This window comes from Limnohabitans sp. Rim28, assembly GCF_000293865.2.
Taxonomy (GTDB): Bacteria; Pseudomonadota; Gammaproteobacteria; order Burkholderiales; family Burkholderiaceae_C; genus Limnohabitans_A.
In genome coordinates, this window is record NZ_ALKN02000017.1 from 1 (window position 1) to 14,688 (window position 14,688).

16 protein-coding genes are annotated in these 14,688 nt (G+C 58.2%); 11 read left to right on the forward strand and 5 right to left on the reverse strand.

Translation table 11 applies throughout. The features are described from left to right. Window positions 1–226: 226 nt before the first annotated feature. Complete coding sequence (gene rpsT, locus B472_RS15080; protein ID WP_019425568.1) at window positions 227–529, reverse strand: 30S ribosomal protein S20; 303 nt, start codon at window positions 527–529, stop codon at window positions 227–229. 152 nt (window positions 530–681) lie between these two features. Here rpsT and murJ point away from each other — a divergent pair, with 152 nt between their 5' ends. Together murJ and B472_RS15090 are read left to right on the forward strand one after the other, a co-directional pair. Next, entirely contained in the window at window positions 682–2,247 is a 1,566-nt protein-coding gene (gene murJ, locus B472_RS15085) for a murein biosynthesis integral membrane protein MurJ (protein WP_026039254.1), read from the forward strand. 10 nt (window positions 2,248–2,257) lie between these two features. Further along, entirely contained in the window at window positions 2,258–3,118 is an 861-nt protein-coding gene (locus B472_RS15090) for a SirB1 family protein (RefSeq protein WP_019425570.1), read from the forward strand. A gap of 86 nt (window positions 3,119–3,204) precedes the next feature. On the opposite strand, the gene purM is transcribed toward B472_RS15090, so the two are convergent. Next, entirely contained in the window at window positions 3,205–4,251 is a 1,047-nt protein-coding gene (gene purM, locus B472_RS15095; RefSeq protein ID WP_369908526.1) for a phosphoribosylformylglycinamidine cyclo-ligase, read from the reverse strand. Between the two features lie 115 nt (window positions 4,252–4,366). Here purM and B472_RS15100 point away from each other — a divergent pair, with 115 nt between their 5' ends. The 5 genes from B472_RS15100 to folK are packed head-to-tail and all read left to right on the forward strand — an operon-like array spanning window position 4,367 to window position 8,918. Then, entirely contained in the window at window positions 4,367–5,482 is a 1,116-nt protein-coding gene (locus tag B472_RS15100; protein WP_238147460.1) for an AI-2E family transporter, read from the forward strand. Beyond that, complete coding sequence (gene hda, locus B472_RS15105; protein WP_019425573.1) at window positions 5,479–6,165, forward strand: DnaA regulatory inactivator Hda; 687 nt, start codon at window positions 5,479–5,481, stop codon at window positions 6,163–6,165. Before B472_RS15100 ends, hda begins: the two co-directional genes overlap by 4 nt. Then, window positions 6,162–6,830: an HAD family phosphatase gene (locus tag B472_RS15110; protein ID WP_019425574.1), complete on the forward strand. Its 669-nt coding sequence runs from the start codon at window positions 6,162–6,164 to the stop codon at window positions 6,828–6,830. The genes hda and B472_RS15110 overlap by 4 nt, the downstream gene beginning before the upstream one ends. Then, complete coding sequence (gene pcnB, locus B472_RS15115; RefSeq protein ID WP_019425575.1) at window positions 6,827–8,392, forward strand: polynucleotide adenylyltransferase PcnB; 1,566 nt, start codon at window positions 6,827–6,829, stop codon at window positions 8,390–8,392. Before B472_RS15110 ends, pcnB begins: the two co-directional genes overlap by 4 nt. Before the next feature lie 25 nt (window positions 8,393–8,417). Continuing rightward, window positions 8,418–8,918, forward strand: coding sequence for a 2-amino-4-hydroxy-6-hydroxymethyldihydropteridine diphosphokinase (folK, locus tag B472_RS15120; protein ID WP_019425576.1), 501 nt, complete (start codon window positions 8,418–8,420; stop codon window positions 8,916–8,918). On the opposite strand, the gene B472_RS15125 is transcribed toward folK, so the two are convergent. Continuing rightward, window positions 8,908–9,354, reverse strand: coding sequence for a hypothetical protein (locus B472_RS15125; protein WP_019425577.1), 447 nt, complete (start codon window positions 9,352–9,354; stop codon window positions 8,908–8,910). The two genes, folK and B472_RS15125, sit on opposite strands and share 11 nt — an antisense overlap. Before the next feature lie 7 nt (window positions 9,355–9,361). Next, window positions 9,362–9,883, reverse strand: a complete 522-nt coding sequence (locus B472_RS15130) for a GNAT family N-acetyltransferase (protein ID WP_026039256.1) — start codon at window positions 9,881–9,883, stop codon at window positions 9,362–9,364. Window positions 9,884–10,020: 137 nt separating this feature from the next. Here B472_RS15130 and rpsP point away from each other — a divergent pair, with 137 nt between their 5' ends. From rpsP to rplS, 4 genes are all read left to right on the forward strand, one after another. Next, the gene (gene rpsP / locus B472_RS15135; protein WP_019425579.1) at window positions 10,021–10,272 is read left to right on the forward strand and encodes a 30S ribosomal protein S16; all 252 of its coding nucleotides are present in this window, start codon (window positions 10,021–10,023) and stop codon (window positions 10,270–10,272) included. 16 nt (window positions 10,273–10,288) lie between these two features. Then, the gene (gene rimM / locus B472_RS15140; protein WP_019425580.1) at window positions 10,289–10,906 is read left to right on the forward strand and encodes a ribosome maturation factor RimM; all 618 of its coding nucleotides are present in this window, start codon (window positions 10,289–10,291) and stop codon (window positions 10,904–10,906) included. A gap of 29 nt (window positions 10,907–10,935) precedes the next feature. Further along, complete coding sequence (gene trmD, locus B472_RS15145) at window positions 10,936–11,733, forward strand: tRNA (guanosine(37)-N1)-methyltransferase TrmD (protein ID WP_019425581.1); 798 nt, start codon at window positions 10,936–10,938, stop codon at window positions 11,731–11,733. A 117-nt stretch (window positions 11,734–11,850) separates the two neighbouring features. Beyond that, window positions 11,851–12,234: a 50S ribosomal protein L19 gene (gene rplS, locus B472_RS15150; RefSeq protein WP_019425582.1), complete on the forward strand. Its 384-nt coding sequence runs from the start codon at window positions 11,851–11,853 to the stop codon at window positions 12,232–12,234. Between the two features lie 175 nt (window positions 12,235–12,409). Here the strand turns inward: rplS and B472_RS15155 are convergent, their stop codons facing one another. Next, entirely contained in the window at window positions 12,410–14,488 is a 2,079-nt protein-coding gene (locus B472_RS15155; RefSeq protein ID WP_019425583.1) for a DEAD/DEAH box helicase, read from the reverse strand. Window positions 14,489–14,688 lie beyond the last annotated feature (200 nt).

The window sequence follows — 14,688 nt, forward strand, 5'->3', positions numbered from 1 at the left end:
ATCGCCGGGTGACGATTTCTGCGAGCGAAGCGAGTCATGAGGAGCCCGGCGATGGCCCCAACTAAGCCTCTGAGAAGCGCCAAGTCAACCTCAGCCAATCTGCCAATAAGACATGAAAAAACCGCCAAGGTTTGCACCAAGGCGGTTCAGTGTTCGCGGACAGCGCACCCGTTTCAAACGGCAGCGAGGGCAGAGCCTCGCCGGGCTGTTGATCTGGTGGAGCGGATCAGGCTGCGGCAAGAGCCAAAGTTTTCACTTTGGCGCTCAGGCGGCTCTTGTCACGAGCTGCCTTGTTTTTGTGGAAGATGCCCTTGTCGGCAATGGTGTCCACCACGGTTTGCATTTTGGCAAACAACTCGGTGGCTTTGGTTTTATCACCTGCCAAGACCGCCTTTTCGACGTTCTTGACAGCGGTGCGGTATTTGGAACGCAGCGATGAGTTTGCAGCGTTGATCTTGATGTCTTGGCGGACGCGTTTACGGCCGGAAGCAAGACGGGGATTTTTCTTTTTGGGTTTAGCGGATGCCATAGAGGAGTTCTTTCAGTGTCTGAGGATGATGTCCAGCGAACCCAGCATTCTAGCAGACTGACAAAGGCATTCGGACCGACTTCCTGGACGCTGTTCGCTGCGGGTCTTGGGGTCTTTCGGGTTCGGCTTGGGGGCCGCTACACTCGCCCACTGTGAGCCTCCTCAGATCCGCCTCTGTTGTGTCCGTTTTCACCCTGGCCTCTCGGGTCACGGGTTTGGTGCGCGAATTGCTCATGGCGTCGATGTTCGGTGCCAGTGCCTTGACCGACGCGTTCAATGTGGCTTTTCGAATTCCCAATTTGTTTCGTCGCTTGTTTGCCGAAGGGGCTTTCAGTCAAGCTTTTGTGCCGGTGCTGGCTGCCAGTCGCGCCCAGCATGGTGACCAAGCTACCCGAGAAGTGATCGACAGCGTGGCCACGGCCCTGGCCTGGTCGGTGTTGGCTTTGTCCGTCCTGGGTGTCATGGTGTCGCCATGGCTGGTTTGGGCGATGGCCAGCGGCCTGCAACAAGACGCCCGGGGTTACGGTGCGGCCGTCAACATGACGCGTTGGATGTTCCCTTACATCGCGTTCATGTCGATGGTGGCTTTGTCAGCCGGCATTTTGAACACCTGGAAGCGTTTTGCAGTGCCAGCTGCGACCCCAGTGTTGCTCAATGTGAGCGTGATTGGCGCCACTTGGTGGTTGGCACCTTGGTTCGAAAGACAAGGCATGGAGGCCATTTACGCCTTGCCGGTGGGTGTGATGGCTGGGGGAGTGTTGCAGTTGGCTTTGCAGATACCCGCATTGGCCCGATTGGGCTTGTTGCCCCGCTTGGGCGTTCGGCCTTCGTCGGTCAAAAAAGCCTGGACCAATCCAGCCACCTTGAACATCTTGCGGCTCATGGGGCCCGCCTTGCTCGGCGTAGGGGTGGCCCAAATTTCCTTGTTGATCAACACGCAGATTGCCTCTCATTTAGCGACTGGCAGTGTCAGTTGGCTGACCTATGCCGACCGCTTGATGGAGTTTCCGACAGCTATTTTGGGCGTGGCGCTTGGGGTGGTGCTGATGCCGCAGTTGGCTGCAGCCAAAGCCAATGGAGACGATGACCGTTATGCCGCCATGCTGGACTGGGGCTTGCGTTTGGTATTGCTTTTGGCCTTGCCTTGCGCCGCTGCGCTGCTGGTGTTTTCGCAGCCCTTGGTGTCTGTGCTGTACCACTACGGGGCGTTTACCGATCGCGATGTACAACAAACCACACTGGCTTTGATGGGCTACGGTGTAGGCCTGTTGGGATTGGTGGCCATCAAGGTTTTGGCGCCGGGTTATTACGCCAGCCAAGACATTCGAACGCCGGTGCGCATCGCGGTGGTGGTGCTGGTGTTGACCCAAATTTTCAACCTGATCCTGGTGCCATTTTTGGCCCATGCTGGATTGGCCTTGTCCATTGGATTAGGCGCATTGGTCAACGCGCTCTGGTTGTTGTTGGGATTATTGCGCAAGGGCGTTTACAAGCCTCAGCCGGGCTGGTGGCGTTTTGCCTTGCAGGTGTTGTTGGCGACCGTTTTGTTAACGGCCTTGTTGTGGTTGGCCGCTCATCATCTGAATTGGGTGGCCATGCGCCAAGAAGCAGGGTCTCGCGTGGGTTGGATGGCGGTTGTTTTAATGAGCGCTGGCCTGCTTTATTTTGGTGTCTTGTGGGCCACGGGCATCAGACTCAAATCCTTCCTCAAGCGTTGAAATTTCACCCATGGCCTTGAATCTTTCTCCGTTGACGCCATTGAGCTACTTTGCCAGTTTGGTGCAAAGCGATGATCAATTTCCTCTGTTAGAAGCCGCGGCAAGTTTGGCGCAAGACGAAGAGCCTGCGCTGGATGTGCAACAGGTGCTGGACGATGTGGCCCGTTTGCTCAAAAGGGTCACGGCGCGCATGCCCGATGACGCCGATGATTTGACCCGTTTGGCCATATTGACACAGGTTTTTTACAAAGATCTGGGCTTTGGTGTCAACGCCAACGATTACTACACCCCAGAAAACAGTTACATCAACGATGTGTTGAGGACGCGCCGAGGCATTCCAATTTCTTTGGCCGTGATTTGGCTGGAGTTGGCCCAGGCACTGGACTTGCAGGCGCAAGGCGTTTCTTTCCCGGGTCATTTTTTGGTCAAAGTGTCCTTGGATGGGGGCTTGGTGGTCCTTGATCCCCTCACGGGCGAGTCCTTGGGTTTGGACAACTTGGCCGAGCGATTGAGTCCTTTTCGCGACCCCGCCGATCAGAAAGGCGCCCCCGACTTGGACGACGGTGAGACGCCCTTGGGCTTGTATTTACAAGCCTGCCCACCGCGAGATTTGCTGGCCCGCATGCTGCGCAACCTGAAAGAAATTTTCAGGTCACAAGAGGATTGGCCTCGCATGCTGCAAGTGCAAGACCGGTTGGTGGTTTTGTTGCCTGAAGTCTGGACCGAGCGGCGAGACCGGGGACTGGTGCATGCCGAGTTGGGACAGGTCCATGAAGCTTTGCAGGATTTGAGGGTCTACTTGGATGCCGCACCCTCGGCACCCGATACGGCCGCTCTGAGAGAACGGGTCATTGAGCTCTCGGGTCTCTGATCGCCGCCCAGCATGGCATTGAGCCCACATTGAGCACCGTCCTCACCTGGCCGGCTGAAGCGTTCAGAGGACCCCTTTGAATGTGATCAGGCCACCAGTACTTGTGCCGTGTCGCCTTGTGGCGCAATGCGGCCAATTGTGAAGACCTGCTCACCGGATGCGCGCAAGGTTGCGGCACAGGCTTGGGCCTCGGCTTCGTCAATCACCACCACCATGCCAATGCCGTTGTTGAAGGTGCGGTTCATTTCGATGTCGTCAATGCCCGCTGTCGCTTGCAGCCAAGCGAACAATTCAGTTTGTGGCCAGCTGCCTTTTTGCAGGTGCGCAGCCAAGCCGTCTGGCAGAACACGTGGGATGTTTTCCAGCAAACCGCCACCCGTGATGTGGGCCAGTGCCTTGATCGGGTGTGCAGCCAGCGCGGCCAAGACGTTCAACACGTAAAGTCGTGTGGGTGCCATCAGGGCTTGTTTGAACGGTTGGCCGTCCAGCGTGGCCGGGGCGTTGGCACCTGCGCGCTCGATGCATTTGCGCACCAAACTGAAGCCATTGGAGTGCACGCCGCTGGAGGCCAGGCCCAACACCACATCGCCGGCTTTGACGTTTTGGCCCGTCAAAATTTTTGATTTTTCGACCGCCCCTACGGCAAAACCGGCCAGGTCGTATTCGCCAGCGGGGTACATGCCGGGCATTTCGGCCGTTTCGCCGCCGATCAAAGCGCAGCCTGAGAGTTCGCAGCCTTTGGCTATACCCCCCACCACGGCCGCAGCGGTGTCGACATCGAGTTTGCCGCAAGCAAAGTAGTCGAGAAAAAACAGCGGCTCAGCGCCTTGTACCAGTACGTCGTTCACACTCATGGCCACCAGGTCGATGCCCACGGTGTCGTGCATGTCCCATTCAAACGCCAGCTTCAGTTTGGTGCCCACGCCGTCGGTGCCGCTCACCAAGACCGGTTCTTTGTAGCGTTTGGGCACTTCAAACAGAGCGCCAAAACCGCCAATACCAGCCAGCACGCCTTCACGCATGGTTTTCTTGGCCAAGGGTTTGATGCGCTCAACCAGGGCATCGCCCGCAACGATGTCGACGCCAGCGTCTTTGTAAGAAAGAGGGGTTTGAGTCATGGTTTTGGCCCGCATGGGGCATTCCGTGTGAAGCATGGGCCTGTCCATGGGCTGGCAGACTAAAATCGAGGCCTATTTTAAGGCTTGGCTCAGACCCCTCTTCCTCAAGCTTGACAAAACTGACCACCCCATGCACGCACCCCTTCCTTTTTTAATGACCCGATTGGCCGCTTGGTTGGGTGTGGGCTTGGTTCTGGCCGTGGTTTTTTGGCTGTTGGCGCCGGTGTTGGCCCCCTTTGTCATTGCTGCGGTATTGGCTTATGTTTTGCATCCTTTGGTGCTCAAGTTGGAGGGGCTTGCTGGGCCTCGCTTGCCACGCGCCATGGCTGTGGTCTTGGTAGAAGCCGTGGCCTTGTTGGCGCTTTTGGGTTTGTTTTTGCTGTTGGTGCCGATCTTGGTGCGCGAATGGCCCTTGCTGCAGCAGCAATTGCCGGTGTTGCTGGATCGCTTGGGCGAGGTGATCAACCCTTTCTTGGCCCTTTTGGGCTTGAACATCACTTTGGACTTTGCCGAGCTTAGAAATCACTTGGTCACCTATTTGAGTGCCAACCGGGGTGACTGGTGGGCGCCTTTGATGTCCTCGCTCAAGCTGGGTGGCAGTGTGGCCTTGGCCTTTGCCGGTTATGCGGTGCTGGTGCCCGTGGCTTTGTTTTACATGCTTTACGACTGGGCGCGGCTGGTGAACAGCGTATTGGTGCTGGTTCCCCCATCTTGGCGGGAGCGCTTTGACAGTTTCATGCACGACTGCGATCTGGTCTTGGGTGAGTACCTGCGTGGACAACTTTTGGTGATGTTGGCTTTGGCGGTCTTCTACACCGTGGGCTTGTGGCTTTTTGGTCTGGATTTGGCTTTGCCCATTGGCGTGTTCACTGGCTTGGCCGTGTTTGTGCCTTATTTGGGATTTGGCCTTGGCTTGGTGCTGGCTTTGTTGGCGGGCTTGTTGCAATTTGCTTCGGCTCAAGCCTTGGTCATGGTGGCGGTGGTCTATGGCTTGGGGCAGTTGCTAGAGAGTTTTGTGCTCACCCCCCGGTTGGTCGGGGAGCGCATTGGCTTGCACCCCTTGGCTGTCATTTTGTCCTTGATGGCTTTTGGTCAGGTGTTTGGCTTTGTGGGGGTGTTGATGGCCTTGCCTGCCAGTGCTGTTTTGTTGGTGGGCTTGCGCCGCGTGCGGGATCAGTACCTGCAAAGCGATCTTTACCAAAAAAGTGGTTCAGGTGCCGCAGAGCAGGGGCCAGATCAGGCATGAAGCAGTTGGCTTTGGACATCGGCCTGGCCTCTCCGCCCACGCTGGACAGTTTTTTTGCGGGCCCCAATGCAGCCGCTTTGAGTCACTTGCGTTTATGGACCGCTTCGGCCAGCCCCTCTCCTGTGCCCACGTATTTATGGGGCGAGAGTGGTTCGGGCAAAACCCATTTGCTGCATGCGGTGCATCATGCATTGCAAGAGCAGGGTGCGCAGGTGGGTTGGATGGATGCCCACAGCATGCACCCGCCCGAATTCCACGACGATTGGACCGCTGTGCTGATGGACGATGTGCACCTGTACAACACCGAGCAGCAGCACACCGCCTTCAACTGGTTTGTCAACGCCCTCACACCTCGCAGCGGCACGCCGCGCTGGGTTTTGGCTGCAGGGAGTTTGCCCCCGGTGGATCTGAAGCTGCGCGACGATTTACGCAGCCGCCTCGGTTGGGGCCATACGGAGGCTCTGCAGGTGTTGGGCGAGCCCGAGCGCCGAGCCGTGCTGCGCCAAGAGGCCGATGCTCGGGGGCTTTTTTTGAGTGATGAAGTCATGTCTTACATGCTCAAGCGCTTTTCGCGTGATTTGGGTAGCCTGATGCAGCTGCTCGACCACCTGGACCACTACGCCTTGCAAACACAGCGCGCCCTGACCATCCCACTGCTGCGCGCCATGCTGGAGAATGAATGAAACTCGCGTTGTTCGACCTGGACCACACCTTGCTCCCGCTGGACTCTGACCACACCTGGGGCGTGTTCACGACCGAAATGGGCTGGACGGATCCGGCGGTTTTCAGTCAGCGCAATGACGAGTTTTATGCCCACTACCAGGCGGGCACGCTCGACATCCATGATTACGTGCGCTTTGCAACCCGCGCAGCGCGTGAGCGCGGTGCAGTTCAAGCGGCACAGGCGCATGCCCGCTACATGGACGAAGTGATCCGCCCCCGCATCACGCCCGAGGCACTGGCGCTGGTACGATCGCACCAGCACGCGGGCGACACCGTCATGATCGTGACCGCCACCAACGAGTTTGTGACCCGCCCGATTGCCCAAGCATTTGGTGTCAGCGAACTGATTGCCGTTGATTTGGAACGCGATGCCAGTGGCTGGATCACAGGTGAAATCCGAGGCACCCCGTCGTTTCGTGAGGGTAAAGTCACCCGTGTCGCGCATTGGTTGGACCAAAAAGGCTTGGACTGGGCAGACGTAGAGATGACGTTTTACTCAGACTCCATGAACGACTTGCCCCTTCTGGAAAAAGCCCACCATCCGGTGGCAACGAACCCTGACGCTCGGTTGCGTCAGCTGGCCATAGAACGTGGCTGGCGCATCCTCGACCTCTTTCAAGAATGATCAAACAATTCATCGACAAGCTGATGGGCAAAAAGCCCCCAAGCAAATCCCCCGACTTTGGCCGACGAACCGAGGTTCCGGCTTCGGTGCACGGCATTGACCCCAACTTGGTGGACGAACGTGCCATCCATGTCACGCGCACCCTGCAACAGGCTGGTTTTGAGGCCTACATTGTGGGTGGCGCCGTGCGTGACCTGTTGCTGGGCCTGCGTCCCAAAGACTTTGATGTGGCCACCAATGCCACGCCCGAGCAGGTCAAGAACCTGTTTCGACGTGCTTTCATCATTGGGCGGCGCTTTCGCATCGTGCACGTGGTGTACGGCCGGGGGCGCGACAACGAAGTGATTGAGGTCTCTACTTTCCGCGCTCACCTGGACAACGTGGCTGCAGAGCAAGTCAAAGGCAATGAGCGCACCAGCAAGCGCCAACTCGAAGGCATGCAGCACGCGGTCGATTCAAGTGGCCGTGTGTTGCGCGACAACGTCTGGGGACCACAAGACGAAGATGCCACGCGCCGCGATTTCACCGTCAACGCCATGTACTACGACCCCGAGTCGCAAATCGTGGTGGATTACCACGGCGGCATTCAGGATTCGAAAAAGCGCGTGTTGCGCATGATTGGTGATCCGGTGGCGCGTTACCGCGAAGACCCGGTGCGCATCATCCGCGCTGTGCGCTTTGCGGCGAAACTCAGCCCGCTGAGCTTCAAGCTCGAGGCCAAAACCGCCAAGCCTTTGGCGCAATCGGCCACTTTGTTGGCCGATGTGCCGCAAAGTCGCTTGTTTGACGAAATGCTCAAGCTGCTACAGACCGGGCACGCCCTGGCCTCCATTGAACAGTTGAAAAAGCTGGGCTTGGCTACCGGCATTTACCCCTTGCTGGACGTCGTGGTTGAGCGCGCCGACAGCGCTTTTGTGCAAGTGGCCTTGGCCGATACCGACCGCCGCGTGGGCGAGGGCAAGCCTGTGGCGCCCAGTTTCTTGTTGGCCTGTGTGTTGTGGGCCGACGTGCGCGAAGGCTGGGCCAAACGCCTGGCGCGCAAGGAGCACCCGCACCCTGCTTTGCAGGACGCCATCGACGAGGTGTTTGATGCGCGCATCGGCGATGTGTCTGGGCGTGGCAAGCTGGCCGCCGACATGCGCGAGATTTGGATGATGCAGCCGCGCTTTGAAAAACGGGTGGGCAGCACGCCTTTTGGTCTGGTTGAGCAGCCACGCTTTCGCGCAGGCTTTGACTTCTTGCGTTTGCGTGCTGACATCGAAGAGGTTGACATCCGCTTGGCCGACTGGTGGCAAGAGTTCAGCATGGCCAATGATTCTGAGCGCGAAGACCTGGTGCAAGCGGCCAAGGCCGAGCAGCAGATGGCGCAAACGTCCAAACCTCGCGTGCGACGTGCACCCCGCCCTGAAGGTGCAGCTTCGCCAGCGGCTAACGAATCAAGACCCACTGACACGGAGCCCGATCTCGCGGATCAAGGCGCGCCCAAAAAGCGCCGCCGCCGTCGCCGCAAACCGGGTGAAAGTGGCGATGCGGGCGGTCCATTGTCAGAGCCCACGCATTGATGGGCTGAAAGCTGAGATTTCTGTCATGCCTGCGTTACAAAAAGCCCCTGTCACGGCTTATGTGGCGCTGGGTGCCAATCTGGGCGAAGCCCACCAAGCAGTGCTTCGGGCCATCGATGCATTGGCGCTTTTGCCGGGCACCGAGCTGACCGCTCGTTCAGGGCTGTACCGCACGGCGCCCCATGAGGCGCTGGGGCCAGATTTTGTCAATGCGGTGGCCGAAATTGCCACCCGATTGAGCGCCCCTGATCTTTTAGATGCCTTGCTCAGCCTAGAGCAGCAGGCAGGCCGAATGCGGCCATACAGCCATGCCCCTCGCACCTTAGACCTTGATTTGTTGTTTTATGGGGATGCCCGCGTGCAAAGTCCTCGTTTGACTTTGCCCCACCCCCGGTGGGCCCAGCGTGCATTTGTACTGGTGCCTTTGGCCGATGTTTGCCCAAGCCGCGCTACCAAAGAGTTGCTGGCAGCGGTTGCTGATCAGCCCATTGAGCGTATTTTGCGGTCAGATGGTCTCACTGGCTGATCAGGCGGGCCGCTTCGATCTGAAATTCAAAATAGCGCTGGAAGCTGAAGACCAAACTGGACATCATGACGGTTGTGCCCAACAGCAAGGCCGTCACGATGCCGATGATGGTGGCCCATTGTGTTCGGCCGGCAGGGTTCAAGGCATCGGTCTGCGGGTTGAACCGGGCATTCCATTTTTCAATGGACATGAGGCCATAAAAAATCGCATTCATGGCGCAACCTGCCAAGGTAAAGCCCAGCAAAGGAATCAACATCCAGCTCAGCGTGTCGTCTTGCCCAAACTGTTTCACCCGTTCCAAACCATAAAACCCCAACGCAGTCGGGATCGGCAACAACCAAGCCAGCATGTCTGTGAAGCCGTGAAGGTAAAAACGGTGCAAGCCCAACGGGCCGCCCCAAAAAGCCAACCAAGTTGCGAGTGTTTTGTTTTTCATGATCCGATTATTGCGGAGCCGTGCTGTCGCCTGCACCCAAAGGCTTTTCCATCATCACCACATCCAGCCAGCGGTCGAATTTCCAGCCGCACGATTTCAGGACGCCAACATGACTGAAACCCACTGAACTGTGGACACCCACTGAGCCAGCGTTGGCCGAATCGCCAATGACCGCCAGAAATTTTCGCACGCCTGCGCGTTCGGCCTGCACGCACAGCTCGGCCAAAAGGGCTCGCCCCATGCCTTTTCGGTGCGCATCTGGGGCCATGTAGATCGAGTCCTCGGCAGAAAATCGATAGGCTGGGCGTGGTTTGAACCAATTGCAATAAGCAAAACCGATCACGCGACCTTCGTCTTCGACGACCAGGTAAGGCAGGCCCTTGGACAGCACGTCTGCACGACGGTGGGCCATGTCGGCCTCGTTGGGGGGATCTATCTCGAAGGTGCCCGTGCCAGTCAGGACGTGATGCCGGTAGATGGCGGTAATGGCGGTGACGTCTTCGTCACGGCTGGGTCGGATCAGTGGCAAGGCAAGGCTCCCGTTGTATAATGGTGGGCTTTTCAGTGTGTCAATGGCCGGGTGGCCACTTGCGTGTCTCAAACGCTGAAAGAAAACGGGTTTCACGGCAATTGTTCCTCAGAGACCCAACCACCCAAGGATAAATCATGGTTGTTATTCGTTTGAACCGCGGCGGCTCTAAAGCACGTCCTTTTTTCAACATCGTCGTGGCTGACAAGCGCGTGCGTCGCGATGGTCGCTTCCTCGAGCGCATCGGCTTCTACAACCCCACAGCCAAAGGCGGCGAAGAAGGTCTGCGCATTGCACAAGACCGTTTGACCTATTGGAAGGGCGTTGGCGCCCAGGCTTCCCCCACCGTGGAACGTCTGATCCGTCAAGCTGGCAAAACCGCAGCCTGATCAGCCCAGCAAGGTCATGCGCCCATCTTTGGAAAGTGCCGCTTTGCCGGCCGATGCCATCGAAATCGGGCGCATCACCGATGCCTGGGGCATCAAAGGCTGGTTCAAGGTCTTGCCCCACAGCGCCTCGCCCGAGGCGCTTTTTTCATCCAAGGCTTGGTTCTTGTTGCCGCCTGATCGGCCGCTCAAACCCAAGCGTTCGGCTGTAACCGCGCCAGCCGCTGTCTCTCAGACCCACTGGACAGAGCCTTTGCTGCTCACTGTCAAAGAAGTCAAAAACCATTCCGATACGGTGGTGGCCTGTGCGCATGGCATGGACGACCGCAATGCGGCCGAATCTTTGCGCGGCGCACGCATTTTTGTGCCCCGTTCCAGCTTTCCGGCTGCCGCCGATGGCGAGTATTACTGGGTCGACTTGCTGGGCTTGCAAGTGGTTAACCGCGAGGGCCTCGACCTGGGGCAAGTGCGTGACCTGATGTCCACGGGTCCGCAAACGGTGTTGGTCATCGAGGCAGCACCAGAGGCCGAAGGCGGGAAAGCCATTGAGCGCATGATCCCCTTCGTTTCGGCCTTTGTCGATGGTGTTGATTTGCCTGGCAAACGCATCACTGTTGACTGGCAGCCCGATTATTGAGTTGTATTCGGCCGTGGAGGGCCATCCCCATGCGCTTTGACATCATCACCCTGTTTCCCGAGCTTTTTGCACCGCTGATGACCAGTGGCATCACACGCCGTGCCTATGAGGGCGGATTGGTCGATGTGCATTTGTGGAATCCCCGCGACCACGCCGAGGGCAATTACCGCCGTGTCGATGACCGGTCTTTTGGCGGTGGACCTGGCATGGTCATGATGGCCGAACCGTTGTTCAAGTGTTTGAGCGCGATCCGAGACGATCGGCAAGACGTGGATCCAGCACCCTTGGTGCTGTTCTCGCCGATAGGCCCAACTTTGAGCCACACCGCTGTGGCGCAATGGTCAGGCAGTGCGGGCGCTGTGTTGCTGTGTGGCCGCTACGAAGGCGTTGACCAACGCTTCATTGACCAATATGTGGACCAGCAAATCAGCTTGGGCGACTTTGTGCTCTCGGGGGGTGAAATCGCGGCCATGGCCTTGCTGGATGCGGTCGCCCGTTTGCAGCCGGGCGTGTTGAACGACGAGGGCAGCCACCAACGGGACAGCTTCAACCCGGCGCTTGACGGTTTGCTGGACTGCCCGCATTACACCCGCCCCGAAGTTTGGCAAGGCCATGCCGTGCCGCCAGAATTGATGTCGGGCCACCACGCATACATAGAACGCTGGCGGCGCGAGAAAAGTCTGAGTTTGACGGCCATAAACCGTCCCGAATTGCTGGAGCAGGCCCGGCAGCTTGGCAAGCTCAGCCACCAAGACGAGGCTTTGCTGGAGAGGTCAAAAGCCAGCGTGACCCAAGTGGTTCCACCAACGCCTGCGAAAAAGCTATAATCAAGGGCTTTTCGATCCTCTACCCGCCGCGATCTGGTTCAGTCATGTTGGATGCATGGCCTTTACAACACAGAACGCCCCTTGTGCAGCGAGGCATGATCGGACGGAGTTCAAAAAATGAATTTGATTCAAACTCTTGAGCAGGAAGAAATTGCCCGTTTGGGTAAAGTGTTTCCTGAATTTGCCCCCGGCGACACCGTGATCGTCAGCGTCAACGTGGTGGAAGGTGCGCGCAAGCGTGTCCAAGCATACGAAGGTGTTGTGATCGCCAAGCGTAACCGTGGTCTGAACAGCGGCTTCACTGTGCGCAAGATTTCCAGTGGCGAAGGTGTGGAGCGTACGTTCCAGACTTACAGCCCTGTGATCGCCAGCATTGAAGTCAAGCGCCGTGGTGATGTTCGCCGCGCCAAGCTGTACTACCTGCGTGACCGCAGCGGCAAGTCGGCACGTATCAAAGAAAAGTTGCCCCAACGCAAAGCAGCACCTGCTGTCAAAGCGTAAAGCCTTTTCGGCCCTGCAAAAAAACCGCCCGGGTTTGCGCCCAGGGCGGTTTTTTCATGGCTGTGTCCAAAACGAAACCGCCATCCCACTGTCCTGCGCAAGAAAAAAGGCCTTGCCGGTGAGGGCAAGACCTTTTATCGGATCTTGAAGTCCTGGGATCGGCCCAGGCATCAGATCAACCGCGTGTGATTTTCAGGACGCGTGTACCGCCGCGCTTGCCTGCAGGGCCATCACCTGCAGCATGCGGTTTGAAATTGCCGGCGCCAAATTGTTTGGGGCCACGGGCAAACTTGTCACCGGCGCCGGCTGCACCGCGTGGTGCGGGGCGGGCAGCGTTGCGGTTGTCGCCGCCGCGCTCTTCCCAACGGCCACCTTGACGGGGACCGTCTTGGCGCGCGTCTTGACGCGGGGCAGGGCGGCTGTCGCCCTTGTCCCAAGGGTGGGCTGGCGCTGCACGCTGTTCAAAGCGGTCACCGCCACGGCTGTCATGGCGGTTGTCGCCACGGGGGGCGTCAAAACGACCACCTTCTTTGCGGGCATCAAAGCGGGGCTGCTCGTCGCGGAAGTTGCCACGCGGAGCGCGGTTGTCAAAACCACCACCGTTGTCGCGGTCACGGTTGCCGCCGAAGTCGCGGCCACCTGGGGCAGGACGACCACCACGGAAACCACCGCCAGCATTGGCGTAATTGCGCTCACCACCAAAGCGGTCACCACCACGGCCCATCGGCTTGCGGGCTTCGGGCATGCGCACTTTGGGCTCCAGGCCTGGAATCACTTCAGCCTTGAAGGGCTGCCGTGTGTAGGACTCGATGTCACCAATTTTGCGGCGATCACGGATCTCAGCAAAAGTCACAGCCAGTCCATCGCGGCCTGCGCGGCCTGTACGGCCAATGCGGTGGGTGTAGTCTTCGGCTTTCATGGGCAAGCCGAAGTTGAAGACGTGGGTGATGGTGGGCACGTCGATGCCGCGAGCGGCCACGTCGGTGGCGACCAAAATCTGGACTTGCCCATTACGCAGTGCCATCAAGCGGCGGTTGCGGATGCCTTGGCTCAAAGCGCCGTGCAATGCCACGGCCGAGAAGCCGTCTTGTTGCAAGTCTGCGGCCAAGCCGTCGCATTCGATTTGGGTGCTAGAAAACACGATCGCTTGATCGATCGTGGCGTCACGCAACCAATGGTCAAGCATCTGGCGCTTGTGTTGGGCGTTGTCGGCCCAGAACAGTACTTGCTTGATGTTGTTGTGTTTTTCCTGGGGGTTGTCGATCTGAATTTTCTGGACCGATGAACCGCCATCGTGCATCACGCGCATGGCCAGTTGCTGAATGCGCGGTGCAAATGTGGCACTGAACATCATGGTTTGGCGACGCTGGCTGGTCATGTCGTTGATGTCGGCCAAATCGTCAGAGAAGCCCAGGTCGAGCATGCGGTCGGCTTCGTCCACCACCAAGAACTGAACCTGGTCCAGTTTGATTTGCATGGAGCGCTGCAGGTCGAGCAAACGGCCGGGTGTGGCCACGACCAGATTGGCGTTTTGCAGCTTGGCAATTTGCAATTGGTAAGGAATGCCGCCGACCACGTTGGCCACGCGCAAACCGCGTGTGTGCTTGACCAGCTCAATGGCATCTTGCGCCACCTGTTGGGCCAATTCACGGGTGGGGCACAAGATCAAGGCACCAGGGGTTGGGGCCTTGAAGTTGCGTGGGTTGGTGGGATCTTTGCGTTTGGCGCGTTTGGGTGCTGGCTCGCCTTTGGCTGCGGCATCGGCGCAAGCTTGGTCAAATTCTGCGCGCTCGGCAGCTTCTTGGTCCGCCATTTGCTGAATCAGCGTGTGCAGCACGGGCAGCAAAAAGGCTGCGGTTTTGCCGCTGCCGGTCTGGCTGGACACCATCAAGTCGGTGTAGCCATTGGACTTGCCGTCTTTGGAGCCGCCCGCTGTGGGCAATGCCAATGGAATAGCGCGCAATTGCACGGCGGTAGGTTGGGTGTAACCGAGATCGGCCACAGCTTGCACCAATTCTGGCGCCAGGCCCAGCTCAACGAAACCGTTGGGCACATCGGCGATGGCTTCAACTTCTTCGGTCAACTCGGGCGCAATTTTTGCGGCTGTTTCGGGGGCGATTTCGGCCGCTGCGGCGACCATGATCTCAGTGGCCAAATTTTTTTTCTGAGCGGCTTGCGCCGTTGACTCGGTGGCAATGGATGTGATTTCGGCAGGCGACAAGTCGTCCCGCACTGTGTTCAAAGTGTCAGTCATGTGTGTGTATAAAAACTCGCACGGAACAACGGCCGCTGACAGAAAACTGTCGCTAATGGCCGCAGGCACCGCAAGGTTGAAAAAACATCAACCATCAAACGGTGCTCGCGAGTGGCGCTTGGCATGAAGCCTGGCCGCTGTGAGTGACCCTATCTTTGGGTCAAGGCATGAAGGGAGATGTGAGAAAAGTTGCACCTTTT